We start from the raw sequence: 25,073 nt of genomic DNA, 5'->3' as shown, positions 1-25,073 counted from the left end.
CACTCTAGTTGTTTTTGCCGGAGCCGCCCGCGGGCGGTTGCTGCGACTGTTGCTGCTGTTGTTGCAGCTGCTGGCGGCGCGCCTGGATGCGCGCGCGGATGGCTTGCATCTGCTCGTCACTGGGGCCCTGGGCCGGGGCGGCCGGCGCCGGTGCCGGTGCCGGTGCAGGCATGGCCGTAGCCACCGGTGGGGGCACAGGCCGTGGGGCGGCCGGGGCGGGAACCGGGGGCGGCGGCGCCACACCGGCACCGGCCGGCGGTACCCGCGGGCCATTGGCAGTGTTGACCAGCACCGTCGGCGGCTCACCGCCCTGCCCGTTGAAGACGTTCAACTCCAGGGTCTGGGTGCCGCCCGGGCCACTGACCGTGGCGCTGCGCGGTGCCAGCGACAGCAGCTGCCAGCCGTTGACCGGCTCGCCATTGAGGCGCAGCCGCAGCGACTGCTTCTGGTCGGTGGTCAGGATCGCCATGCCGAACTCGCCGGTGAGCAGCACCCCGGTCAGACTGACCGTGCTCGATGCGCCCGGCTCGCTGCCGCCCAGCAGGTACGGGCGCGGCTTGCGGTCTTCGGCGAACAACGGGCGCGCGCCGATCTCGGCATAGGCCTGGGCCGAGGCGATGCGTTCCGGTGCGGCCGGCGCCAGTACCGGCAGCGCCGCCGCGCCGCGCGCGGTGCCGTCGGCGGCGGCGATCCGCCCGCCCAGCCCGAACAGGCTGGCCACCCAGATCGCGGCCGCCCACAGCACCACCACCCCCAGCCAGCCGCTGCGCAACGAGGCCAGTTCAATCTTCATGGCTGTCCTCCTCCCCGCCGCCGGCCGCGTCGGTAGCGGCGTCGGCGGCAGCATCGGCGGCGCGGGAGGCCTCCTCGTGCGGGGCCTGCGGGTCCGGCGGCACCGCCATCGCCGCTGCCGGGGCAAGCCCGGTGCCGGCCGGGGTGGCCGGCGCCGCCGCGCTGGCGGTGTTGCTGTCGGCCAGCGCATCCGGCTGCAGGTACCCTACCAGTTCGAAGGACACATCCAGCCCGGTGCCGGCTTCATTGGGCGATTGCTGGAAACGCTGGGCCAGCAGGTTGAGATTGCCCACCAGCAGCCGTGGGCTGCCGGTTTCCAGGGTATGCAGCACCGCGGCCATTTCCGGCACGCCGCAGCGCAGCCGCACCTGCAACGCCACCCGCGGGAACGCCGCATCGGCGCGGGTGTCCTGCAGCGGCGAGCGGTTGCTGATCACGCAGCTGCGGTTGCCCGGGCTGGCCGAAGCGACCGCGTCCTGCAGGCGCGAGGACAGCGCGGCGGCGGCCGATTCGGCGGTGGCTTCGCGCAGGAAACCGGGGCGCTCGGCCAGGGCGCTGCGCACCTGCTGCAGGGCCTGGGCGACCTGGCCGCGCTGCTGCAGCTGTGCCTGCACGCGTTGCTGGCGCTCCTGCAAGGTGGCGATATCGGCATTGATCGCCTGCAGCGGTACGGTGAACCAGGGGTGCACCAGCACCAGGTAGGCTGCGGCGATCACCGCCAGCAGCAGCGCCAGCGCCAGCCAGCGGTCACGGCGTGTGGTCGGCACTGCCATCGGCAACCTCCGTGGCAGGCGTGGCGGCAACCGGTGCGCCGGGCAGCGGCTGCAGTTCGGCGGTGAGGGTGAAGCGGTCGCGGCCACTGGCGCCGCCATCGGCCTGCAGCACGCCGGTCAGGTTGACCTTGCGCCACAGCGGCGAGTCCTGCAGCAGCGGTACCAGCTGCGCGGCTTCGCGGCTGAGCCCGATCAGCTGCAGGGTGTTGCCCTCGACCGAGAGCTTTTCCAGGTAGGTGCCGTCGGGCAGCAGGCGGGTCAGTTCGTTCCACAGCTCCACGGTGCTGGCATGCGCGCCGCGCTGCTGTTCCAGGAAGGCCGCGCCGTCGACCAGGTTCTGCAGCTGCTGGCGTTGCGCGGCCACCGTGCGCGCCTGGCGCGCGGCGGCATCGACCTGCGCGCGCAACGCATCGGCGGCGGCCTGGCGGTTGGCCAGGATCTGCTGGCCGGCCAGCGCAAGCAGCACCAGCGCCGCGACGGCCAGGATCAGGTTCCAGCGCCGCATCGGATCGCGCGTGGTCTGGCGCTGCTCGGCCGGCAACAGGTTCACGCCCAGCGGCTGGCCATCGGCGTCGGCCACGTCCACCCCGGCCAGGCCCTGCGCCCAGGGACCGACCTGCCCGGCCCATTGCTCCAGCGCCAGCCGCGGCATCACCACCAGTTCGACCTGCAGCTGGCCGTCTTCCAGGACGCCCAGCTCGCGCACGTCATAGCTGACCTGCGCCGGCTCGAACGGGGTCTGCCGGTCGATCTCGAATCGGACCACGTCGCGCAGCCGCGTGGCGGCGGCCGCCGGCAGGCGCAGCGGCCGGCGCAGGGCCGCGCCCGGTGGCAGCAGCCAATGCCGCGGCAAGGTCCGCAGGCGGGCATCCAACCGTTGTTCCAGTGCCTGCGGGGTTTGCGGCCAGGGCAGTTCAAGCACGGCATCGCAGCGCGTGCCGGTATCGCGCTGCAGCACCAGGCGGTCGCCGTCGTGCTGCAGCAGCAGCCGCGAACGCGACCAGCCCAGCGCCCATTGCCAACGCTCGGGCAACCAGGCCAGCAGCGAACGCCGCCACCAGCGCAGCCCGTTGCCCACGCCCGGCGCCATCTGTTCCCGCGCCCGCACCAGACTGTCCCGCCATGCCGTCATCGTGCTGCCATTCCCTGTTCCCAGCGAAGTACTGTGTAAGTCGTCCCCGGCGTGCCCGCCGTACCCATCCGCACCACGCCACGCAGGACCGACACGCGGCCGCGCGCATCCATTGCGCGGCTCTCGATACTATAGGTGCCGCTGCCGCTGGCAAGCGTTGGGCCGGTCACGTTTCCATCTTCGCCGTTGCCGGTCTGTTCGCGCTGGGCAAGCAGCGCCTCGGCATCCAGCCCCAGCGCGGTCAGCACCGGGCCGGCGGCAAAGCGCGGATCGGGGCGCGGCTGTCGACTGTACAGGGTCAGCATCGGCTCCAGCCGTTCATACAGGGCATTGTCCATGCCGAGCACGCGCTGCAGTTCGCCCAGCGTCTCAAAGCGGTTGTTGCGCGGGCCATACGGCAGGCCGGCGGCGAGATAGTCGGGCAGTTCGGCGCCACCGCCGGGCTGGGTCAGGCTGTCGGCATCGCGCCAGTCCACGATCGCCCCGGCCAGCTGCGTGGCGCGCTCGGGGGGCTGGCCCATGGCACGCAGGAACGCGGCCAGCAGGGTGGCATCGGCCAGGTTGAGATTGATCTTGCCGTTCTCATCGATGATCCGCAGGTCGATCCGGCGCGCGTCGAACTGCCAGCGGTAGCGGCGCCCGTCGGCCAGCCACGGCGGGCGCGTGGCGCTGGGCTGCAGCCGGTACAGCGCATATTCCAGGCCGGCGCGGGCATGTTCCTGGCCGATCGCATCATCGCCGGTGACCCGCTGCTGCATGTGTTCGATGCGCGCGCTCAGCGCGAACGCGCCGACCACCGCGGTCAACAGCGCGATCAACCACAACACCAGCACCAGCGCCGCGCCACGGGTACGGTTCATCGCTGCAGCCCGCGCGCCTGACCCTGCGCCTGGGCCAGCGCGGCCACCATCGGCGGCCACGGCGGGCCCTGGCGCGGGGTGACGCTGATCCAGACCAGGCTCGGCAGGCGCCGGGTGTCTTCCCAGCGGTCCTGCCAGTCGCCCAGTTCGCCGTTGCGCGGGTCGATGCCACGGTACTGGAAACGCACCGCGCGCAGCCCATCGGCCAGCACCTCCGGGGCGCGCGGCGGGTCTTCCTGGATCTGTTCGCCGTTCTGCACCAGGGTCAGCGCCAGTTCCAGCCGCTGCGCATCGCCGCTGCCGCGGACCTGCAGGTCATGCACATAGGGGCCGCCACGGCCGAGATAGCCGGGCAGGTCCGAGACGAACAGCAGCTGCTGCGGCTGGCCCAGGAAGTACACCGGTTCGCGGGTCGGGTCCGGCGGCGTGGTCGCGGTCGGCATGGCCATGGTCAAACGTCGGCGCAGGAAGCCTTCGACCGCGCGCATGCGTTCGTTGTGCGCGGCCATCCGCTCGCCGCGCTGGGTGATCGCCAAGGCCGAGCGCACCGTGGCGAAGGCCAGCGCCAGGCCACCGACCAGCAGGGCGGTGGCCAGCAGCACTTCGATCAGGGTGAAGCCGCGCGGCGCGCGCACCGGCCGGCTCATCGCAGCGTGCCCGCGTTGGCCGGCAACAGGCGCAGGCTGCGCCACTGCAGGCGCTGGGCGTCGGCCTGGCCCCACCACACCTGCAGGGTCAGCTGCGCCAGCACCGGCCCGGCCACGGTGTCGGCGGCGGCCAGCGCGTCGGCGCGGGCGTCCACGTAAGGCTCCACCTGCAGCCGCCAGTGGTAACGGCCGTCTTCCCATTGCCCGCTGCGTTCGCCCTGCTGCAACGGTTCGATCACCCCGGTGGTAGCCAACAGCGATTGGGCATGCAGCACCGCGCGGCTGCGCAGTTCGGCCTGCCCGACCTGGCGGGAGGCACCGGACAGGCTGCCCAGCAGCAGGGTCAGGGCCAGCGCCAGCAGCGCGAAGGCCACGATCACCTCCAGCAACGAGTAACCGCGCTGACGCTTCATCGGCCGCCCCGCGGCTGGCCCGAGCGCACTTCGCCGGTGATCCAGCCGACGTCGATCTTCCAGACCGCATCGCGTACCTGCAATTCGATGCCGCCGCCGCTGGAGGCGCCATCGGGGTAGAACGCGATGGCGCCCTGGCTGGGCGCAACGGCCACTTCGCGGGCACCGCGGAAGCGCACTTCCAGCGCGGCCGGCAAGGTGCCGTGGCGGCCGTTGGGGGCCTGCCAGGTGCGTGCCTGCGGGTCGATCAGGAACCGCTGCCGCTCACCACGGGCGATGGCCTGGGTACGGGTATAGCGCAGCTGGCTGGCCAGTTCCTTGCCGGCCGTGCGCAGGCGCAGGCCGTCGATGCCGCCGCTCATCGCCGCTGCGGTGACCACCCCGACGACGGCGATCAGCGCCACCACCAGCAGCATTTCCAGCAGCGACATCCCGCGCGCGCCCGGAGGCGCGCGGTAGGGCCGGAGCCTGCGCGGGGATGCGGAACGGGCCAAGGGCGCTTACTCGTACTTGATGTCCGCGTCGTAGCTGCTGCCGCCGACCTTGCCATCCTTGCCGAGGCTGATCAGGTCGAACGGCTGGCCCTCGCCGGGCACGCGGTATTCCAGCGCATTGCCCCACGGATCGTTGAGTTCGGCCGGCTTGGCGTACGGGCCCAACCAACCGCTGCTGCCACCGGGCTGGGTGACCAGGTCGTCGAGCTTGGCCGGCAGCTTGCCGGTGTCCAGCTGGTAGTTCTCGACCTTGCCGGCCACGGTCTGGATCTGCGACTTGGCGATGTTGGCCTTGCCGCGGTCGGCGCCGCCGAGCACGCGGCTGCCGACCAGGGTCAGCACCGCGCCGATCAGCACGATCACGATGATGATTTCCAGCAGGCTCATGCCCGACTGGTGGCGCGGCGAAGCGAAACGGGTGAGCTTGCGGCGGTGGGTCATATCGGCTCCTTGCAGGGCATCGGGTTGTCATTCACCACGGCCGGTCAGCCGATGGCATTGGTCAGGTCGTACAACGGCACCAGCACCGCCACGATCACCAGGCCGACCACCGAGGCCAGTACCAGGGTGATCACCGGCACCAGCGCCGACAGCAGTCGGTCGATCGCGCGTGCGCTTTCCTGTTCGAAGGTATCGGCGGTCTTGAGCAGCATGGTGTCCAGCGCACCGGACTCCTCGCCGACCTGGATCATCTGCAGCGCCAGCCGCGGGAACCGCTTGCCGCGCGCCAGCGACACCGACAGGCCGTTGCCGTTCTTGACCTCGTCGCTGGCGGTATCCACATCGGCGGCCAGCGCGCGGTTGCCGAGCACGTTGCGGGCGATGCCCAGCCCGGCCAGCAGCGGCACGCCATTGCGCAGCAGCGTGCCCAGGGTGCGCGCCAGCCGCGCGGTTTCCAGCTTGGCCAGCAGCGCGCCGATGCCCCTGCGCTGCAGCAGCCAGCCATCCATCGCCAGGCGGAACGCCGGCTGGCGCAGCTTGCGCTCCAGCACCAGGGCGGCCAGCGCCGGCACCACGATGAAGGCCAGCCAGCCATCGCGCACCACCAGCCCGGCGCTGAGCACCCACTGGGTGAACCACGGCAATGCCACATCCAGGCTTTCGTACATCAGCGCGAACTGCGGCACCACGTAGCCCAGCAGGAACAGCAGCGCCCCGCCAACCACCGCCAGCAGGATCGCCGGGTAGATCAACGCGTTGATCACCCGGCCCTTGAGTTCGGCGCTGCGCTCCAGGTAGTCCGACAACCGCTGCAGGGTGTCGTGCAGGCTGCCACCGGCCTCGCCGGCGCGCACCATGTTGACGTACAGGCGCGAGAACAGCCCATGCTGGCGTTCCAGCGCCGAGGACAACACCGCGCCGCCGCGCACCACATCGCGGATGTCGGTGATCACCCGTCGGCTGCGCTCGTCCTCGGGCAGCTCCAGCAGGATGCTCAGCGCGCGGTCCAGCGGTTGCCCGGCACCGAGCAGGGTGGCCAGCTGCTGGGTGAACTGCAGCAGTGCGGCTCCATCGAACGGCTTGCGCCGCAGCAGCGCCGCCCACGAGGTGGCGCTGGCCACGCCCTCGCTGGCCAACCGCGCCTCCATCGGCAGGTGGCCCTGGTCCTGCAGGCGCGCGACCACGTCAGCCTCGCTGGCAGCCTCCATCTGGCCGTCGAACAGCTCGCCGTGCGCGTTCAACGCCTTGTAGCGGTACTGCGCCATGCTCAGCGGCCGCCCTGCCGGATGTGTCCACGGCGCATCAGGATTCCTCCGTCACGCGCAGCACTTCCTCGATCGTGGTCAGGCCCAGCAACGCCTTGGACAGGCCATCCTCGTACATGGTGCGCATGCCGGCCGCGCGTGCCAGCTGTTCGATCTCGCCCATGCCGGCGCGGCGCATCACCGCGCCGCGCAGCGCATCGTTCATCACCAGGAACTCCATGATGGTGGTGCGGCCGTGGTACCCGGTAGGCGCCAGCGCCGAGGGCTGGGCGCGGTACAGGAAGATCTCGCCATCGGGCTGCAGCCGGCGCAGGCCGAACTTTTCGATCTGCTCGGGCGAGGCCGGGTAGCGCAGCGCATGCTGCGGCTCCAGCCGGCGCACCAGGCGCTGGGCCAGGATGCCGTTGATGGTGGAGGTCAGCAGGTAGTCTTCCACGCCCATGTCGAGCAGGCGGGTGATGCCACCGGCGGCGTTGTTGGTGTGCAGCGTGGACAGCACCAGGTGGCCGGTCAGCGCGGACTGGATGGCGATGCGCGCCGTTTCCAGGTCGCGCATTTCGCCGATCATGATGATGTCCGGGTCCTGGCGCACGATGCTGCGCAGCGCATTGGCGAAATCCAGCCCGATCTGCGGCTTGGCCTGGATCTGGTTGATGCCTTCGATTTGGTATTCGACCGGGTCTTCGACGGTGATGATCTTGACGTCGGCGGTGTTGAGCTGGCTCAGCGCGGTGTACAGCGTGGTGGTCTTGCCCGAACCGGTCGGGCCGGTCACCAGCAGGATCCCGTGCGGCTGCTCCAGCACCCGGCGGAACTGCGGCAGGAAGGCATCGGTGAAGCCCAGGCGGTGGAAATCGAATACCACCGTGTCGCGGTCGAGCAGGCGCATCACCACGCTTTCGCCGTGCGCGGTAGGCACCGTGCTCACCCGCAGGTCCAGCTCCTTGCCCTGCACGCGCAGCATGATCCGGCCATCCTGCGGCAGGCGGCGCTCGGCGATGTTGAGCCGGGCCATGATCTTGACCCGGCTGATCACCGCCGCGGTCAGGTTGGCCGGCGGGCTCTCGCCCTCGATCAACACGCCATCGACGCGGTAGCGCACCTTGAGCCGGTTCTCGAACGGTTCGATGTGGATGTCCGAGGCGCGCAGTTCAAACGCACGCTGGATCACCAGGTTGACCAGGCGGATCACCGGCGCTTCGGAAGCCAGGTCGCGCAGGTGTTCGATGTCGTCGATCACCGTGCCCTCGCCGTCGGCGGTTTCGATGATCGCGCCCATCGCACTGCGGCCCTGGCCATACCAGCGTTCGATCAGGTCGTCGATCTCCGAACGCAGGCCGACCTGCAGGCGCACCGGCGTGCCCATTGCCAGGCGCACCGCCTGCGCCGCATACGGGTCGTGTGGATCGCTGACCCACAGCTGCAGCACGCCATCGTGCAGGGCCAGTGGGCAGACATGGAATTGTTTGAGGAAACGCAGCGACAGCGGCAACGCGTCGAGCAGCGATTCGGGCGGCGCTTCGGGGACGGACTTGGCCTCCAGCAGCGGCAGGCCCAGCACCTCTGCGCTGGTCTGGGCATGGTCGCGTTCAGACACCAGGCCCAGGCGCACCAGCAACTGCAGCAGGCTGCCGCCGGCCTGGCGGTGCAACGGGCGGGCACGCGCCAGGTCGCCGTCCTTCAGGCGTCCGTTGCGCAGCAATACCTCGACGATGCGGGTTTCCGCGTCGGATTCTGCAGTGGGATCGTGGGTTACCGCGTTCACGAAGCTCTCCTGGCGACCCCGCGACTTTAGCAGTTCGCCGCGACGCCAGACGCGCCGGGCCACGTGCCGATGAAAAAACGGGAGCCCGTCACAAGACGGGCTCCCGCAGCCACACACGCAGTATTACTGGTTGGCAAGGATGCTCACGCCGCTGAACGCGGACTCGCCCACCAGCTTGATGTAGTACGTCCCGGTGACCGGCGCGTTGAAGCGTACGGTTTCGCTATTGCCCGGGCGGGTCGACTTGGCGTCGTACACGGTGGCGGTCGGCTCCTTGCCCTGGCTGACGTACAGCGACACGTTGCCGCTGCCGCCGTAGGTGATCAGGCTGAGCTTCTTGCCTGCCTGCGCGTCGAAACTGTACAGCGCTTCGCTGCCGCCGGCGCCGCTGAGACCGGTCACCGCCACCTTGTTGGTCAACGGCGTCGCGGTCGGGCCACAGTTCTCGGTGCACTCTTCTTCCAATGCCTTGTCCAACGCGGCCTTGGCATTGACGATGCCGGTCCCGATCGGGGTGGCAGCCGGAATGGTGACCGGGAAGGTGCGTGCGGTCTGCTTGAGCAGGGTCTCCAGCTGTGCCGGGGTCAGCGGGTCCTTGCCGGCCGCCGCCAGCGCGCCCTGCACCAGAGCCGCCACCGCCGCCACGTGCGGTGAGGCCATCGAGGTGCCGCCCATGCCCATGTAGCTGTAAGCACCGGAGGTCGGGGTGGTGGTGCCGTCGTAGCCGGACTGCCAGACGTAGCCGCCCGGGTTGCCGTCCACGCTGCCGCCGCCGCCGGGACCGGACAGATCCACCACCGTACCGAAGTTGGAGTAGTAGGCGATGCCGCCGGTGATGCGGGTAGCGCCGACCGAAACCACGTTCGCGCAACTTGCCGGACGATAGCCGGACGCATTGGAGGCCTGGTTGCCGGCTGCGACCACCACGGTAGTGCCGCGCGACACCGCGCCGTTGATCGCGTCCTGGTAGGCTGCATCGCACGCACCGCCGCCGCCCAGGCTCATGTTGATGACTTCGGCCGGATTGGCGTTGGCCGGAATCCCGGCCACGGTGCCACCGGACGCCCAGGTGATGGCGTCGGCGATGTCGGACAGGTAGCCACCGCACTTGCCAAGCACGCGCACCGGCAGCACGCGCGCCTTGTAGGCAACGCCCGCCATGCCCACCCCGTTGTTGGTCGATTCGGCGATGGTGCCGGCCACGTGGGTGCCGTGCCAGGAGCTGTCTTCGGCCAGCGAGCCGGCATAGCACTCGTTGTCGTTCTCGACCCAGTCGCCGTAGTCCAGCGCGCCGGGCACGCGCTCGTCGGTGGCGCGGCGCGAGGTTTCCGCATCGCTGATGAAGTCGTAGCCGGCCAGCAGGTTGCCGGAGAAGTCCGGGTGCTGCGGCAGGATGCCGGTGTCGAGCACGGCTACCACCACTCCCTCACCCTGGGCGACGTCCCACGCGGCCGGAGCGTTGATGCCACCGGTGGCGCTGTTGAGGTGCCACTGGTACTGCGCGTAGTACGGGTCGTTGGGCACCAGCTGCGGGGTCGCTTCGCGCGGGCGGACGTCCACGCGCTGCAGCTTGACGTCCGCTTCGGCGTACTGGACCGACGGATCGGCCTTGATTTCCTTCAGCACCTTCTGCAGCTCGACGGCACTGAGGCGGCCCTGCAGGCGGATCAGGTCGGCACCGGTGCCGAGCTTGCGCACGTGCTGCGGGCTTGCGCCGGCCGCGCGGCCGGCGGCGGCACCCAGGCTGGCACGCGCCACCGCCGACTGCACCGCGGCCAGCTTGGCCGACCGGTCGGTGGACGCGGCGGTGCCGGTGCGGTACTTGACGATGATGCGCTCCACGCCCTGCTGGGCAGCGGCGGACTGGCGGACCGGTTCCTTGACCGGCAGGCCGGCGGCGTAGGCGCTGGCGCCGACGGAGAGCGACAGCACGGCGGCTGCCAGCACGTTGATGCGAAGGTTCTGCTTACTGGTCACGTTGAAATCCTCTTCAAGGTCATGATCAAACGACTGTTCAGGCCAACATTCCATGCGAGTTCCCTGGCCGGCCCTGGCCAGGGTTCCCGTGACCCGCCCCCTCAGGCCTTGCATTGCTTTCAGCGTGGCCCACCAGGCCACGCCTTGCCGCCTGCGCCTACCAGCCGAAACCGGCGCCCACACCCACCGAGCTGTCATCGCTGCTGAACGCACCGCCGATGGTCACCGTGGCGCGCTCGCTGAGCGCACGCTGGTAGCCCAGCGACAGGGCCGACTCGCCGCCCTGGTAGCCGACGCCGACGCCGACCCGGTTCTGGGTGCGCACGCCGGCAGCACTGGTGGCCATGTTGAGCATGGCCGCGCTCATCGCGCCCTGGCGATCGATGCGACGGTCCTGGTGGCGCAGGCGCTGGTCGATTTCGCCCTTGTAGATGTCAAAGCTGTCGGCCATCGCGCCGAAGCGCTGGTCGGTATAGCTGTTGGCGGTGGCGATGCCACCGTCCAGCTGGCCCTTGTTGACCGCGTCGGTAGCCTGGGTACCGGCGGCGACGTTGGCGACCTGGCGTTCGTTGCCGACGCTGCCCACCGACACCGTGTCGGCACGGTCGGCGACCGAGCCCTGGCCGAGCGCGACCGAGTTGGCGGCCGATGCGTTGGCCCCCTGCCCGATCGCCGTGGCCGACGCGCCACTGGCCACCGCGCCATCGCCGCTGGCCAACGCGTTGATGCCGTTGGCCGGCGCAGGTGCCACCGCCGGTTGCGCGCTGCCGACGCTGGCCACCGTCGGGCTGCCCTGCACGGCGGCTGCGGCGGCCGGAGCGGTGTCCATCACCGTGGCACTGGCCAGACTGGCCGCCGCCGGTGCCGCGGCAAGCCGCGCCCGTGCCGTGCCACTGCCGCCACCGGCCACGCGCTGGTCCAGATCGCTGACCTTGCGGTCCAGCGCGCCCAGCGCATCGCCGACGTTGTTGTAGGTGGTGCCCTGGATCACATAGTTGGGCGCCACGAACACCCCCTGCATGCCGACGCTGGCACCGCCGCCGAGGAAGCTGGCGGCATCGGACAGCGACTGGAACAGCTGGCCGCCGTTGATCGCCTGGCGGCTGCCCGAGGCGATCGAGCCGCTGCCGACGTTGTCCAGCACTGTGCCCTGAACCCCGGACAGGGTGACCTTGTCGCGGCTGGCATCGTCGTAGCTGAGCGCATTGGCGGTGACGGTCTCGACCGAACCGATCCGCTCGTCGATATCGCCCACGCGGGTCTCCACCGCACCGACGCGCTGGTTGGTGGTGTTGAGCTGGCCGCCGGTAACCGCATCGGTGCTGCCGGCGGCGATGCGGCCGGCGCCGACATTGACGATGCGGCGCGTGGCCGGGCTGTCGCTGCCGTTGCCGCCACCGACCGAGACCACATTGGCCTCGACCGCACGCGAGCCTGCACCCAACGCCACCGAACCGGCACCGGACACGCCCGCACCGGCACCGATGGCGATGCTGCCGGCGCCATTGCTGGCAAACGCGCCGTTGCCGATCGCCACGCCGTTGACCGCATTGGTCGAGGCCTGCCGGCCCAGCGTGGTGCTGTTGTCACCGCGCGCGGACGCATCGGCGCCCACCGCCGTGGCGCCGGTGGCCGAGGCGACCGCCGCAGTGCCCAGTGCGCTGCTGCGGTTACCGCTGGCCGCCGCAGCCGATCCGGCCGCCAGCGCATCGCTGCCGCTGGCGCTGGCCACGCCGCTGCCGCTGGCCTGGAAGTGCTTGCCGAGCGCATCGGCGGTGGCCGCCACGCTGTCCAGCTGCGCCTTGTTGACCGCGTCGTTGGCGTTCACCGCCGCGCCCACGTTGGTGATGCGGCGCGTGGCCGGGCCGGTGCTGCCGTTGCCGCCACCGACCGAGACCACGTTGGCCTCGCTGGTGCGGGCACCGGCGCCGAGCGCGACGCTGCCGGCACCGCTGGCCGACGAACTCTTGCCCAGCGCGGTGGCGTTGATGCCGCTGTAGGCATAGCTGTCCTGGCCGAGCGCGGTGGAACCGGCCGAGGTGGCCCAGGCCAGCTGGCCGACGGCGGTGGTCTGCGCCGCGGTGGCCCAGGCGTTGGAACCGGCGGCCACGCTGTTGGCACCGCTGGCCTGCGAGGAATAGCCGATCGCATTGGCATAGGCACCCGATGCGGTGCTGCCCCAGCCCAGCGCGGAGGCATAGTCGCCGCTGGCCTCGGCGCCGTAGCCGAGCGCGGTGGTGCGCACGCCGCTGGCGGCGCTGAACGCACCGACGGCGGTGCTGTAGTCGCTGCCGGCTTCGGCGCTGTAGCCGAACGCGGCCGACTGCAGCCCGGCCGAGGTGGCGCCGGCCCCGCTGGCGGTGCTGAACACCCCGGTCGCCTGTGCACCTGCACCCAGTGCGGTGGCGCCGGTGCCGCTGGCGCTGGTGGCCTTGTCCAGGACCACGTTGCCGTTGGCATCTTCGTAGTACAGCGCGCCGCCGATGGCGGTGGCCGAATCGGCGGTGGCCGATGCATTGAAGCCGGATGCCGAGGCATTGCGGCCGGAGGCCAGCGCGCCACTGCCGTAAGCCGACGCACCAGTGCCGAACGCATTGGCCGCCTCACCGGCGGCGGTGGCGTAGGCACCGTCGACGTAGCTGCCGACGTCATCGCCGTTGCCACTGCCGGAGGCCTTGAACTGGCGGTTGGTCTGCTCGGCCACCTCGGCCACCGCACTCAACTGGTTGACGTTGACCGCATCGGTGCCCTCGGTGCCGTCGGCGACGTTGGTGATCTGACGCTGCGCCGTCGCCGTGCCGACCGAGACCGTGTTGTCGCGGTCGGCGGAGGAACCGGCACCCAGCGCGACGCTGTTGACGCCTTCGGCGCTGGCGTTGGCGCCCAGCGCGGTGGTGTTGGCCGCATCGGCCCAGGAATTCCAGCCGATCGCGGTGGCGTAGTCGTCGGTGGCCCATGCGCCGGCACCGAACGCCGCCGCACCGGTACCGCTGGCACGGGCGGGGATCAGGCCAAAGAACGTGGAACCGCCGATGGCCACGCTTTCATCGCCGGTGGCTTCACTGGATTCACCCAGTGCCACCGCGCTGGCACCGGAGGCGGTGGCCGAGGTGCCGACTGCGGTGGCCAGCGTGTTGGAGGCGATCGCGCCGTAACCCAACGCGTTGGACAGGCGACCACTGGCTTCGCTGTAGCTGCCGAACGCGGAGGCGCCGGCGTCGGAGGCGCTGCTGCGGAAGCCGTTGGCGGTGGCCTGCTGGCCGCTGGCCGCCGATTCGAAGCCATTGGCAGTGGCATAGGCGCCGCTGGCGATGGCACTGCCACCGACGGCGCTGGCACCGATCTCGCTCGCATTGGCATTGCTGCCCAGTGCCACGCTGTTTTCACCACTGGCCTGGGCATTGCTGCCCAGTGCGGCGGCGCCGTCGGCACCGGCCAGGGCGCTGACGCCCACGGCGGTGGCGTTGGCGGCCACGGCCGTGGCCCCGGCACCCAGCGCGGTGGCGCCATCGCCGATCGCGTTGGCCGCTTCGCCTGCGGCCAGCGCGTCATCGCCTTCCACATACGCGCCAGCATCGCTGTTGTCGTTGCCGCTGGCCTGGAAGTACTTGCTGGTGGCTTCGCCTGCGGCAGCCACGGCGTTCAACTGATTGAGATTGACCGCGTCGGTGCCTTCGGTGCCGGCGGCCACGTTGGTGATCTGGCGCTGCGCATCGGCACTGCCGACCGACACGCTGTCATCGCGGTCGGCGATGGAATCGGCACCGAGGGCAACGCTGTTTTCGCCGCTGGAAGTAGCCGCATTGCCCAGGGCGGTGCTGTTCAGGCCCGGCGACCACGCCCCGCCACCGACGGCGGTGGAGTAATTGCCCGAGGCCTCGGTGGCCAGCAGGCCGAACAACGAACCACCAACGGCCACGCTGTTGGTGCCGGTGGCCAGGCTGCCCTGGCCGGTGGCGGTGCTGTACGCGCCGGTTGCCTCGGCATCGCCGCCGACGGCCACGCTGTTGGAGCCGGTGGCCTGGGCGAAACTGCCCAGCGCGGTGGCGTTGAATGCACTGGCCACGGCCAGCCCGCCGATCGCGGTGGTGTAACCGGCGGTGGCCTCGGCGCCGAAACCATAACCGGACGACAGCGTCCCGCTGACCACGCTTTCAGCGCCCACGGCGGTGGCGCCCTGGCCGCTGGCAGAGCTGTAGTACCCCAGCGCAACCGACTCCTCGCCGGCCGCTTCGGACAGCGCGCCGCCAGCCAGGCTGCCGGCACCGGAAGCGATGCTGGCCGCGCCGGTGGCGGTGCTCTGCTCGCCGGTGGCCTCGCTTTCGGCACCGCTGGCGGTGGCGTACTCGCCGCTGGCCTGCGCATTGGCGCCGACCGCGATTGCATTGGCACCACTGGCCACTGCATTGAAGCCCAGCGCACTGGCGTTGTCGGCCAGCGCGAAGGCACCGCTGCCCAGTGCGGTGGCGCCGCTGCCGACGGCAAAGCTGGCCGAGCCCACCGCGGTGGCGTAGTCGCCATCGGTGGCGGCATTGGCACCGGCGGCCACGCTGTCCTCGCCGCCGGCCACGGCCACGCCCTCGCCGCTGGCCTGGAACTGCGCGGTGGCCGCGCCGAGCTGGTCCACGTTCACCGCATCGGTGCCTTCGGTACCGGCGGCCACGTTGGTGACCTGGCGCTGGCGGGTATCGCTGCCAACCGACACCGTGTACGCACGGTCGGCGACCGAACCGGCACCGAGCGCCACTGCGTTGGACCCACTGGCATTGCTGCCGGCGCCGATGCCGATCGCGCTTTCGCCGCCGGCCACCACGTTGGTGCCGATGGCGATGCTGTTGATGCTGTTGCCCAGTGCCTGGAAGCCGACCGCCACGCTGTTGTCGCCGTAGCCGAAGGCACCGCGGCCGAGCGCGGTGGCGCTGCTGCCACGGGCCCAGCTGTTGTAGCCGATCGAGGTCGAGCCGGTGCCGCTGGCCCAGGCCGACTGGCCTACGGCGGTGCCGTTGGCGGCGGTGGCCCAGGCGCTGGCGCCGTATGCGCTGGCACCGTCTTCGGTAGCCCACGCATAGGCGCCGGTGGCGGTGGTTTCCTCGCCGCTGGCGAAGGCATTGTCGCCCTGCGCCACGCTGTAATCGCCGGTGGCGCGCGCCTTGTAGCCGGCCGCCAGGCTGTTGTTGCCGGTGGCCTGCGCGCCGCTGCCGAAGGCATTGCTGGTGGTGCCGGTGGCCTGCGCGCCGGCGCCCACCGCCACCGCATCCTGCGCGGCGCTGGTGCCCACCTTCACCGCGTTGCCGTCGGCATCGACCAGCGGCTGGTTGTACTGGTCGTAGGCCTGGCCCAGGCCACCGATGGCGACGCTGCCGTTGCCGTTGGCGCTGACGTTGCGGCCGACCGCCACGCTGTCATCGCCGATGGCGTTGGCACCGTTGCCGAGCGCGGCCGCACCGGCGCCCAGCGCGTTGCTGGCTTCGCCGGCGGCCACTGCGCCATCGCCGTCGGCGAACGCGCCGACATCGCTGCCCTCGGCCGCATTGGCCTTGAAACGACTGGCGGTGGTATTGGCCACCTGCGCCACGCCGTCCAGTTGCGCCTTGTTGACCGCGTCGGTGGCTTCGGTGCCGGCGGCGACGTGGGTGATCTGGCGTTCGTTGCCGGCATCGCCGACCGACACCGTGTTGGCGCGGGTAGCGGTGGAGTTGGCGCCCAGGGCCACGCTGTTGGCGCCGCGCGCGGTGGCATAGAACCCCACCGCGGTGCTCAGTTCGCCGCTGGCCCAGGTTTCCGCGCCGAGCGCGGTGGCGCCCTGGCCCGGTGCGTAGGCGAAGTAGCCCACCGCGGTGGCTTCGGCGCCCGATGCCTCGGTCAGGGTGCCGTTGGCGGTGGCGTAGTCGCCACTGGCGATGGCGCCGGCGCCCACGGCCGTGGCCGCTTCGCCGCTGGCCTGGGTCTGGACGAAGAAGCCCAGGCCCGGCAGCAGGTCGGCCGGGCCGCCGATGGCGGTACTGCTGTTGCCGGTGGCCACGCTCTGGGTGCCCACCGCGGTAGCGTAGTCGCCGGTCGCATTGGCGACCGCGCCGAACGCCGAGGACTGCGCGCCGCCGGCATAGGCGCCGACGCCGTAGGACGATGCGGCAAAGCCGGACGCTTCGGCGCTGGCGCCGACTGCGGTACCGCCGACCCCGGCACTGGTGGCGCCGGTATCCACCGGCACGCCGCCGTTGGTGATCAGCGGGTTGCCGTCGGCATCCACCGCCGCGCCGCCTACCGCCACGCTGCCCGGGCCGGTGGCCTGGGCGTTGTTGCCGAACGCGGCGCTGTTCTGGCCGCTGGCCAGCGCATTGAAGCCAACCGCCGTGGCGTTCTGCGCGTAAGCCGCCGCGCCGCCGCCCAGCGCCGTGGCCCCGTTGCCGATCGCGTTGGACGCTTCGCCGATGGCGGTAGCGTTGTCGCCGTCGGCGATCGCACCGGCATCGCTGTCGGCGCTGCCGGTGGCCTGGAAATACTTGCTGGTGGTGGCGGCAACGTCACCAACCGCATCCAGCTGGGCCTTGTTCACCGCGTCGCCGGCTTCAGTGCCGTCGGCCACGTTGGTGATCTGCCGGCGCAGGCCGGTTTCGCCATTGCCCACCGACACCGTGTCGATGCGATCGGCGTAGGAGCCGGCGCCCAGCGCCACGCTGCCCACGGCAACGGCAGCCGAGTTGGAGCCCAGCGCCGCGCTGAAATCGGCCACGGCCACGCTGAACGCGCCAACCGCGATGGACGCTTCACCGCCGCTGCCGGCGCCGCGGCCCAGCGAGGTGCTGCCCGCGCCGATGGCCAATGCGCCGCCACCAATGGCAGTGGCACCGTCGGCGCTGGCTTCGGCCAGGCCACCGATCGCGGTGGCGGCGCCATTTTCACTGGCGGCCAGCGCGTGCGCCCCCAACGCCACATCGCCCAGGCCGAACGCTGCCGCGCTCTGGCCCAGGGCGGTGCTGGCGTCGCCGATGGCGAGCGTGTTCTGGCCGAACGCGCTGGCGCCCAGGCCCGCTGCAATGGCCTGGCTGCCGGTGGCCGTGGTGGCGTTGGCCAGTGCCTGGCTGCCCTGGCCGACGGCGGTGGCGGCATCGCCTTCGGCGTTGGCGCCGGCACCAGCGGCCAGCGCGCCGTCACCGTCGATCGTCGCCGCGTCGCTGTCGTTGCCCGCGCCATCGGCCTTGAAATAGCGGGTCGCGCCTTCGGCAGCGACCGCAACCTTGTCCAGCTGGGCCTTGTTCACCGCGTCGGTCGCGGCCGTGCCGGCCGCCACGTTGGTGACCTGGCGCTCCTTGCCCGCATCGCCGACCGACACCGTGTTGGCACGGTTGGCCCGGGAGCCTGCACCGAGTGCCACGCTGTTGGCGGCCGAGGCGGTGCTGTTGCTGCCGACCGCCACCGCGTTGCTGCCCGAGGCGGTGGCATTGCCATCGACCACACAGCTGTCGATCACGTTGCTGTTGAGCACCACGCAGTTGGCATTGCCACCCACTTCCACCGACTGCGCCTGCGCGACCGGCGCAATGGCGGCCGTGCCCAATCCCAACGTCAATGCGATGGCGGCCGACAGCAGCGAAGCGGCGCGCGTGCCGGAGGATCGTCGCTGGTCGATGACCACGCCGGCCGATGCGCTGGTGGCCAGTTCCGAGGCAACAACCATCTGCCCCAGTGCTTTGTTCCAGACCTTGCGATAAATCCGATTCATCGATGCGACTCCTGAGTGGGCTGGTATTGGGCAAAGCGACGCCAACGCCGGACCGCATGGCCCAACGTCCCCTGGGGGCGTTCATTCGCTTGATTTACCGCATTGCGCCGAATGGCTTGCGACAGAGGTGCTGCTGATTCGCCGTCCGTGCGGTTACTGCAGAACTGAATGCATTCCTAATGAGCAATCAGTGTTAACGCAGCCTGCCGATAACGTCAAGACTTTGACATCCAAAAATGTACGACCGCGATGTTCGTCACAAAAACGACGGAAATACCGGTGTTTTCGTTAGCTCGTTGTGAACAAATGGCATAAGCGCATTTCACCTTGTAACGCGCTGTAACTCCTTGCTGCGGATGGTTTTTGCCAACGGCAAAAAAAAACCGCCGGATATTCCGGCGGTTTCTTCACGCGACTTTCATCGCATCAAACAGGTGGCGTGCTGCCGATCAGCCGCACCATGCGCGGGCGTTGCGGAACATCCGCAGCCACGGGGAATCGCCCTGCCACTCGGCCGGACGCCAGCTCAGGTTGATCGCACGCGGGGTGCGTTCGGGGTGCGGCATCATGATGCTGACCCGGCCATCGGTGCTGGTCAGGCCGGTGATGCCGTCCGGCGAACCGTTCGGGTTGAGCGGGTACTGGGTGGCCACGTTGCCATCGCCATCCACATAGCGCAGCGCCACGCGTGCGGCGGCCTGGTCCACGGCCGAGGCGAACACCGCCTGGCCTTCGCCATGCGCCACCGCCACCGGCAGGCGCGAGCCGGCCATGCCACGCAGCAGGATCGACGGCGACTCCACCACTTCCAGCAGCGCGGTGCGGGCTTCGAACTGCTCGCTGCGGTTGCGGCGGAACTGCGGCCAGTGCTCGGCACCGGGAATGATGTCCTTGAGCTGGCTCATCATCTGGCAGCCATTGCACACGCCCAGCGCGAAACTGTCCTCGCGGGCGAAGAAGCCGGCGAACGCATCGCGCAGGGCGTTGCGCTCCAGCACCGAGGTGGCCCAGCCGCGACCGGCGCCAAGCACATCGCCATAGCTGAAGCCGCCGCAGGCGACCAGGCCGGTGAAGTCCGACAGCGCCACGCGGCCTTCGATCAGGTCGCTCATGTGCACGTCGAACGCACTGAACCCGGCGCGTTCGAAGACATTGGCCATTTCGATCTGGCCGTTGACGCCCTGCTCGCGCAGCACCGCCACGCGCGGACGCGCGCCGGTGTTGATGTACGGCATGGCCACGTCGTCGTTGAGATCGAAGGTCAGCTTGGGCTTCAGGCCCGGCGCATTGAAGTTGCGTGCGATCGCACGCTCCTGGTCGGCATTGTCCGGGTTGTCGCGCAGCTTCTGCATCGCATGGGTGACCGACCACCAGGCATCGAACAGCGCTTCCCAGCGCCACTCTGCCAGGCTCTCGCCCTGCAGCGACACCCGCACCACCGGCGCGGTGGTCGGGCGGGCGATGCGCTGGGCGCACTCGGTCAGTGCGTGGCGCTCGACCAGGTCGGCGAACGCGGCACGATCTTCCTTGGCGATCTGCACCACCGCGCCCAGCTCTTCGTTGAACAGGCTGCGGAACGGATCATCGCCCCAGGCGTCCAGGGCGATGTCCAGGCCCAGCCGCGAGGCGAACGCCATTTCGCACAGCGCGGCAAACGCGCCGCCGTCGCTGCGGTCGTGGTAGGCCAACAGCAGCCCGGCCTGGCGCGCATCGCGGATCAGTTCGAAGAATGCCCGCAGGCGTTGCGGGTCGTCCAGGTCCGGCACCGCGCCGCCGAAGGCCGGCAACGCGCTGTGGTCGGCATGCACCTGGGCCAGGATCGAGCCGCCCAGGCGCTGCTTGCCGGCGCCCAGGCCGATCAGCCACAACTCGCTGTCGCCCTCGCGCTCGAGCAGCGGGGTCAGCTGGCCGTTGGCATCGGCCACCGGGGCGAACGCGGAGATCACCAACGACACCGGCGACACCGACTTGTGCGCCTGCCCGGCCGCCTGCCACTGCGCCTGCATCGACAGCGAGTCCTTGCCCACCGGAATGCTCAGGTCCAGCTGCGGGCACAGTTCCATGCCCACCGCCCGTACCGCGTCATACAGCAGCGCGTCTTCGCCGTCGTGGCCGGCCGCGGCCATCCAGTTGGCCGACAGCTTGACCGTTTCCAGCGTATCCACCGGCGCGGCGCACAGGTTGGTGATCGCCTCGCCCACCGCCATGCGGGCCGAGGCGGCCGCATCCAGCAGGGCCAGCGGGGTACGCTCGCCGATCGCCATCGCCTCACCGGCGACGCTGTCGAAACCGGCCAGGGTGATGGCCACGTCGGCCAGCGGCAACTGCCACGGGCCGATCATCTGTTCGCGTGCGGTGAGCCCGCCGACGCTGCGGTCGCCGATGGTGACCAGGAAGTTCTTGGAGGCCACCGACGGGTGCGCCAGCACGCGCAACCCGGCTTCATGCAGGTCCAGCCCGGCGGTCTTCAGCGCCGGCCAGCGCGGTGCCGGCGGATGCACGGTGTCGCGGTGCATCTTCGGCGCCTTGCCGAACAGCACGTCCATCGGCAGGTCGATCGGGGCATCGGCGGGAATGTTGCCCGGCGTGGCGCCATAAGCGACCACCAGGTGTTCTTCGGCGGTGGCCACGCCGACCGCGGCGAACGGGCAGCGTTCGCGCGCGCACAGCGCGGCGAACTCGGCCAGGCGCGCCTGCGGCACGCCCAGCACATAGCGTTCCTGCGATTCGTTGCACCACAGCTGCATCGGCGACAGCGACGGGTCATCGGTGGGCACCTTGCCCAGGTCGATCACCCCGCCCACGCCGGAGTCGTGCAGCAGTTCGGGGATGGCATTGGACAAACCACCCGCGCCGACGTCATGGAACCAGCGGATCGGGTTGTCCAGGCCGAGCGCGACGCAGCGGTCGATCACCTCCTGGCAACGGCGTTCCATTTCCGGGTTGTCGCGCTGCACGCTGGCAAAATCCAGGTCCTCGGCGCTTTCACCGGAAGCCACCGAACTGGCCGCGCCGCCGCCCAGGCCGATCAGCATCGCCGGGCCGCCGAGCACGATCACTGCGTCGCCCGGCTGCAGGCGCAGCTTCTCGACCTGGTTCTGGTCGATCGCGCCCAGGCCGCCGGCCAGCATGATCGGCTTGTCGTAGGCACGGGTCAGGCCGTCGCCTTCGGCAAGTTCGAAGCTGCGGAAGTAACCGAGCAGGTTGGGGCGGCCGAACTCGTTGTTGAACGCCGCCCCGCCCAATGGGCCGTCGAGCATGATGTCCAGCGCCGGGGCCATGCGCGGGTTCAGCGCGCGCGGCGCTTCCCACGGCTGCGGCAGGGTCGGGATGCGCAGGTGTGACACCGAGAAACCGGTCAGGCCGGCCTTGGGCTTGCCGCCGCGGCCGGTCGCGCCTTCGTCGCGGATCTCACCGCCCGCACCGGTGGCCGCGCCGGGGAACGGGGCGATCGCGGTGGGGTGGTTGTGGGTTTCCACCTTGATGCAGAACGCCGAATCGACCACCGGCTCACTGCGGTATTGGCCGCTGGCCGGATCGGGGCGATAGCGCGCGGCCGGGAAACCGGCAACCACCGCGGCGTTGTCGCTGTATGCGCTCAACGTGTGCTGCGGGGTCTGCTGGTGGGTGTGCTTGATCATCCGGAACAGCGAGTGCGACTGCTCGGCGCCGTCGATGGTCCAGCTGGCGTTGAAGATCTTGTGCCGGCAATGCTCGGAGTTGGCCTGCGCGAACATCATCAGTTCCACGTCCGACGGCTTGCGGCCCAGTTCGCCGAAGCGCTGGCGCAGGTAGTCGATCTCGTCCTGGGCCATGGCCAGGCCGAGGCGGCTGTTGGCCGCCTCCAGGTCGTCCAGTGCGATCCGCTCCAGTTCACCGCGCGCCGGCGCGCTGAACAGCGCCTGGGCCTGCGCGGTCCCGGCCAGCACGGACTGGGTCATCGGGTCGTGCAGTGCACCGATCACCGCTTCCTGCGCGGCGGCATCGGCCGGCCAGCCGGCCAGATCGATGCGCAGGCCGCGTTCGACCCGGCCGATCGGCTGCCCGGCCCCGCGGACCAGTTCGGTGGCCTTGCTCGACCACGGCGACAAGGTCCCCAGGCGGGGGACCACGAAGCGCGAGGTCGCGCCTGCCTCCAACGGCGCCAGCGCGGGCCGGGCTTCCAGGATCCGGCTCAGGATCGCCGGGTCCGGGGCCACATCGCCCTCGGTCTGGATGAAGTAGACATGCCAGGCACCGGTGATGCGCAGATCGGCGGCCAGGGACTGCAGGCGGGATTCAAGACGTTCGCGGCGGAACGGCGAAAGGGCGGATGCGCCCTCGAGGACCATCATGTCCGGGGAACCGTGGTTGGAGACGGGGCCGGCTATTGTACCCAAGTCGACCGCCGCGACCTGCCCCGCAGGGCCACCCGACGCCCCCGCTCCCGGCACAAACCTTTAACTGGCTCACAGTTGGAACCATCGACTGGTTCACAGATTGGCGGCAGGCTTCATGACAACGTTATCACCGCCCGGCCAGGGGGACTCCCTGGCCGGTCCCGCGTCCGCCCCCACTGCTGTCGCCGGCCTCTCTCACCGGCATCCGGACCTGCTGCACGCGAGCCGCCATGCCGGCGGCCCGCGCCCATGACCAGATCGGAGAAAGACCATGCCTGACCCGATTGCGCGCAGTGCGGTGACATCGATATCTTCCCTCCTCCCGGTTCCCCGCAGGCGCTGGGGGCTGCTGCTGGCCCTGGCCGCGGCGGCCAGCCTGCCCGGCCTGGCCCAGGCGGCCAACTGTACCGGGGTGGCCGAATGGAACCCGGCGGTGATCTACCTGTCCGGGACCACCCTGCAGAAGGGCGGCGTGCTGTACCGGGCCAACCAGGACATCTGGAATGCCCCGCCCGACCATCCCGCCGGGGCGCCCTACTACACCAACCTGGGCGCCTGCGACGGCAGTGCCGGCAACCAGCCGCCCAGCGTGGCCCTGACCTCGCCGACCGCCGGGGCCAGCTTCAGCGCCGGCAGCACCATCACCCTCAGCGCCAACGCCGCCGACAGCGATGGCAGCATCAGCAAGGTCGAGTTCTTCCGCGGCGGCACCTCGCTGGGCATCGACACCAGCGCGCCGTACAGCGTGGCCTGGGCCAATGCCGTGGCCGGCAGCCATACGCTCAAGGCGGTGGCCACCGACAACAACACGGCGGTGACCTCCTCGGCCACGGTGACCATCACCGTCACCGCAGCCAGCAACGACACCACCGCGCCCAGCGTACCCGGCGGGCTGGCCTCGCCTTCCCACACCGCCAGCACGGTCAACCTGGCCTGGAACGCGGCCACCGACAACACCGGCGGCAGCGGCGTGGCCGGCTACGACGTGTACCGCAACGGCAGCCTGGTCGGCTCGCCGGCGGCCACCCAGTACACCGACGGCGGCCTGGCCCCCAGCACCGCCTACAGCTACACGGTGCGGGCACGCGACAACGCCGGCAATGCGTCGGCACGCAGTACCGCGATCAGCGTGACCACCGCCGCCGGCGGCGGCGGCGGGGCCAAGCGGGTGATCGGCTACTTCACCCAGTGGGGCATCTATGGGCGCAACTACCGGGTCAAGAACATCGACACCAGTGGCTCGGCGGCCAGGCTGACCCACATCAACTACGCCTTCGGCAACGTGCGCAACAACCGCTGCGAGGTCGGCATCACCCAACCCTCCGATGCCAACACCGGCGCGGGCGGGGATGCCTTCGCCGACTACACCAAGGCCTTCGGTGCCGGTGAAAGCGTCAGCGGCGGCGCCGACAGCTGGGATCAGCCGCTGCGCGGCAACTGGAACCAGCTCAAGCAGCTCAAGGCCAAGCATCCCAACGTGAAGGTGCTGATCTCGCTGGGCGGCTGGACCTGGTCGCGCGGCTTCTCCAGCGCGGCGCAGCCGGCCAACCGCCAGGCCTTCGTGGCCTCGTGCGTGGACGCCTACATCAAGGGCAACCTGCCGGTGACCGACGGTGCCGGCGGGGCGGGCGCCGCGGCCGGGGTGTTCGACGGCATCGACATCGACTGGGAATACCCGGTGGCATGCGGGCTGAGCTGCGGCAGCGCGGCCGACAATGCCAACTACACCGCGCTGCTGGCCGAGTTCCGCCGCCAGCTCGATGCGGTTCGGCCGGGGCTGCTGTTGACGGTGGCGGTGGGTGCGGGGATCGACAAGGTGCGGGTGACCGACCCGGCCGCCTACCATCCCTACCTGGATTTCATCAACGTGATGACCTACGACTTCCACGGTGCGTGGGATGCGCAGACCAACCATCACTCGGCGCTGTTCGACTCACCGGCCGACCCATCCACCGGCGACCAGAAGCTGTACAACAGCAACGATGCGATGGAGGCCTTCATCAGCCGCGGGGTGCCGGCCGGCAAGTTGAACCTGGGCATCGGCTACTACGGGCGCGGCTGGACCGGCGTGGCCAGCGGCAACAACGGCCTGTACAAGAGCGCCAGCGGTGCGGCTCCGGGAACCTACGAAGCCGGCATCGAAGACTGGAAGGTGCTCAAGAACCTGGCCTGGCCGGGTTATACCGACCCGGTCGCCAAGGCCACCTGGATTTCCAACGGCAGCACGTTCTGGAGCTTCGACACCCCGGCGATGGTCACCGAGAAGATGGGCTACGTGAAGGCCCAGGGCCTGGGCGGCGCGTTCTTCTGGGAGTTCAGCGGCGACGATGCGCAGGGCACGCTGACCAAGGCGATCAGGGACGGGTTGAACTGACAACAGCCGGCCAACGGCCGGCACCTGCGGCATGACCA

General features: G+C 70.3%; 14 protein-coding genes. 1 reads left to right on the top strand and 13 read right to left on the bottom strand.

The annotated features are described in order from the left end of the window. Window positions 1–4 precede the first annotated feature (4 nt). From AC3ITM_RS03155 to purL, 13 genes are all read right to left on the bottom strand, one after another. Window positions 5–793 carry a hypothetical protein gene (locus tag AC3ITM_RS03155; protein ID WP_489268378.1) on the bottom strand — a complete coding sequence of 263 codons (789 nt, stop codon included), beginning with the start codon at window positions 791–793 and terminating at the stop codon, window positions 5–7. Beyond that, on the bottom strand, window positions 783–1,565 hold the full coding sequence (gene gspM / locus AC3ITM_RS03150) for a type II secretion system protein GspM (RefSeq protein ID WP_489268377.1): 783 nt from the start codon (window positions 1,563–1,565) through the stop codon (window positions 783–785). The genes AC3ITM_RS03155 and gspM overlap by 11 nt, the downstream gene beginning before the upstream one ends. Then, entirely contained in the window at window positions 1,540–2,697 is a 1,158-nt protein-coding gene (locus AC3ITM_RS03145) for a PilN domain-containing protein (RefSeq protein ID WP_489268376.1), read from the bottom strand. Before AC3ITM_RS03145 ends, gspM begins: the two co-directional genes overlap by 26 nt. Continuing rightward, window positions 2,694–3,557 carry a type II secretion system minor pseudopilin gene (locus AC3ITM_RS03140; RefSeq protein WP_489268374.1) on the bottom strand — a complete coding sequence of 288 codons (864 nt, stop codon included), beginning with the start codon at window positions 3,555–3,557 and terminating at the stop codon, window positions 2,694–2,696. Before AC3ITM_RS03140 ends, AC3ITM_RS03145 begins: the two co-directional genes overlap by 4 nt. Next, complete coding sequence (locus AC3ITM_RS03135) at window positions 3,554–4,204, bottom strand: prepilin-type N-terminal cleavage/methylation domain-containing protein (RefSeq protein WP_489268372.1); 651 nt, start codon at window positions 4,202–4,204, stop codon at window positions 3,554–3,556. The genes AC3ITM_RS03140 and AC3ITM_RS03135 overlap by 4 nt, the downstream gene beginning before the upstream one ends. Then, window positions 4,201–4,617: a type II secretion system protein XpsI gene (xpsI, locus tag AC3ITM_RS03130; RefSeq protein ID WP_489268371.1), complete on the bottom strand. Its 417-nt coding sequence runs from the start codon at window positions 4,615–4,617 to the stop codon at window positions 4,201–4,203. The genes AC3ITM_RS03135 and xpsI overlap by 4 nt, the downstream gene beginning before the upstream one ends. Next, the gene (xpsH, locus tag AC3ITM_RS03125; protein WP_489270015.1) at window positions 4,614–5,033 is read right to left on the bottom strand and encodes a type II secretion system protein XpsH; all 420 of its coding nucleotides are present in this window, start codon (window positions 5,031–5,033) and stop codon (window positions 4,614–4,616) included. Before xpsH ends, xpsI begins: the two co-directional genes overlap by 4 nt. A gap of 84 nt (window positions 5,034–5,117) precedes the next feature. Then, window positions 5,118–5,552: a type II secretion system major pseudopilin GspG gene (gspG, locus tag AC3ITM_RS03120; RefSeq protein ID WP_228885678.1), complete on the bottom strand. Its 435-nt coding sequence runs from the start codon at window positions 5,550–5,552 to the stop codon at window positions 5,118–5,120. A 44-nt stretch (window positions 5,553–5,596) separates the two neighbouring features. After that, on the bottom strand, window positions 5,597–6,817 hold the full coding sequence (gene xpsF, locus AC3ITM_RS03115; protein WP_489268370.1) for a type II secretion system protein XpsF: 1,221 nt from the start codon (window positions 6,815–6,817) through the stop codon (window positions 5,597–5,599). A gap of 37 nt (window positions 6,818–6,854) precedes the next feature. Beyond that, window positions 6,855–8,582: a type II secretion system ATPase GspE gene (gene gspE / locus AC3ITM_RS03110; RefSeq protein WP_489268368.1), complete on the bottom strand. Its 1,728-nt coding sequence runs from the start codon at window positions 8,580–8,582 to the stop codon at window positions 6,855–6,857. A gap of 123 nt (window positions 8,583–8,705) precedes the next feature. Then, on the bottom strand, window positions 8,706–10,559 hold the full coding sequence (locus AC3ITM_RS03105; protein ID WP_489268366.1) for a S8 family peptidase: 1,854 nt from the start codon (window positions 10,557–10,559) through the stop codon (window positions 8,706–8,708). Between the two features lie 157 nt (window positions 10,560–10,716). Next, window positions 10,717–18,282: an ESPR-type extended signal peptide-containing protein gene (locus AC3ITM_RS03100; RefSeq protein ID WP_489268364.1), complete on the bottom strand. Its 7,566-nt coding sequence runs from the start codon at window positions 18,280–18,282 to the stop codon at window positions 10,717–10,719. 449 nt (window positions 18,283–18,731) lie between these two features. Continuing rightward, complete coding sequence (purL, locus tag AC3ITM_RS03095) at window positions 18,732–22,616, bottom strand: phosphoribosylformylglycinamidine synthase (RefSeq protein ID WP_489268362.1); 3,885 nt, start codon at window positions 22,614–22,616, stop codon at window positions 18,732–18,734. A gap of 316 nt (window positions 22,617–22,932) precedes the next feature. On the opposite strand from purL, the gene AC3ITM_RS03090 reads away from it, so the two are divergent. After that, a complete protein-coding gene (locus AC3ITM_RS03090; RefSeq protein ID WP_489268361.1) occupies window positions 22,933–25,035 on the top strand; it encodes a glycosyl hydrolase family 18 protein in 2,103 nt (700 codons plus the stop codon). Window positions 25,036–25,073 lie beyond the last annotated feature (38 nt).

It is taken from the genome of Stenotrophomonas sp. KH_029 (assembly GCF_057839765.1).
This window is presented reverse-complemented; position numbering and strand designations above follow the sequence as displayed.

What these genes read in the sequence shown, in the direction of transcription:
- xpsI (WP_489268371.1), bottom strand. Translation starts at nt 4,617, where the DNA reads ATGAAGCGTCAGCGCGGTTACTCGTTGCTGGAGGTGATCGTGGCCTTC.
- purL (WP_489268362.1), bottom strand. Translation starts at nt 22,616, where the DNA reads ATGATGGTCCTCGAGGGCGCATCCGCCCTTTCGCCGTTCCGCCGCGAA.
- AC3ITM_RS03135 (WP_489268372.1), bottom strand. Translation starts at nt 4,204, where the DNA reads ATGAGCCGGCCGGTGCGCGCGCCGCGCGGCTTCACCCTGATCGAAGTG.
- AC3ITM_RS03140 (WP_489268374.1), bottom strand. Translation starts at nt 3,557, where the DNA reads ATGAACCGTACCCGTGGCGCGGCGCTGGTGCTGGTGTTGTGGTTGATC.
- AC3ITM_RS03155 (WP_489268378.1), bottom strand. Translation starts at nt 793, where the DNA reads ATGAAGATTGAACTGGCCTCGTTGCGCAGCGGCTGGCTGGGGGTGGTG.
- AC3ITM_RS03145 (WP_489268376.1), bottom strand. Translation starts at nt 2,697, where the DNA reads ATGACGGCATGGCGGGACAGTCTGGTGCGGGCGCGGGAACAGATGGCG.
- xpsH (WP_489270015.1), bottom strand. Translation starts at nt 5,033, where the DNA reads ATGCTGCTGGTGGTGGCGCTGATCGCCGTCGTCGGGGTGGTCACCGCA.
- AC3ITM_RS03100 (WP_489268364.1), bottom strand. Translation starts at nt 18,282, where the DNA reads ATGAATCGGATTTATCGCAAGGTCTGGAACAAAGCACTGGGGCAGATG.
- gspG (WP_228885678.1), bottom strand. Translation starts at nt 5,552, where the DNA reads ATGACCCACCGCCGCAAGCTCACCCGTTTCGCTTCGCCGCGCCACCAG.
- AC3ITM_RS03090 (WP_489268361.1), top strand. Translation starts at nt 22,933, where the DNA reads ATGCCTGACCCGATTGCGCGCAGTGCGGTGACATCGATATCTTCCCTC.
- xpsF (WP_489268370.1), bottom strand. Translation starts at nt 6,817, where the DNA reads ATGGCGCAGTACCGCTACAAGGCGTTGAACGCGCACGGCGAGCTGTTC.
- gspM (WP_489268377.1), bottom strand. Translation starts at nt 1,565, where the DNA reads ATGGCAGTGCCGACCACACGCCGTGACCGCTGGCTGGCGCTGGCGCTG.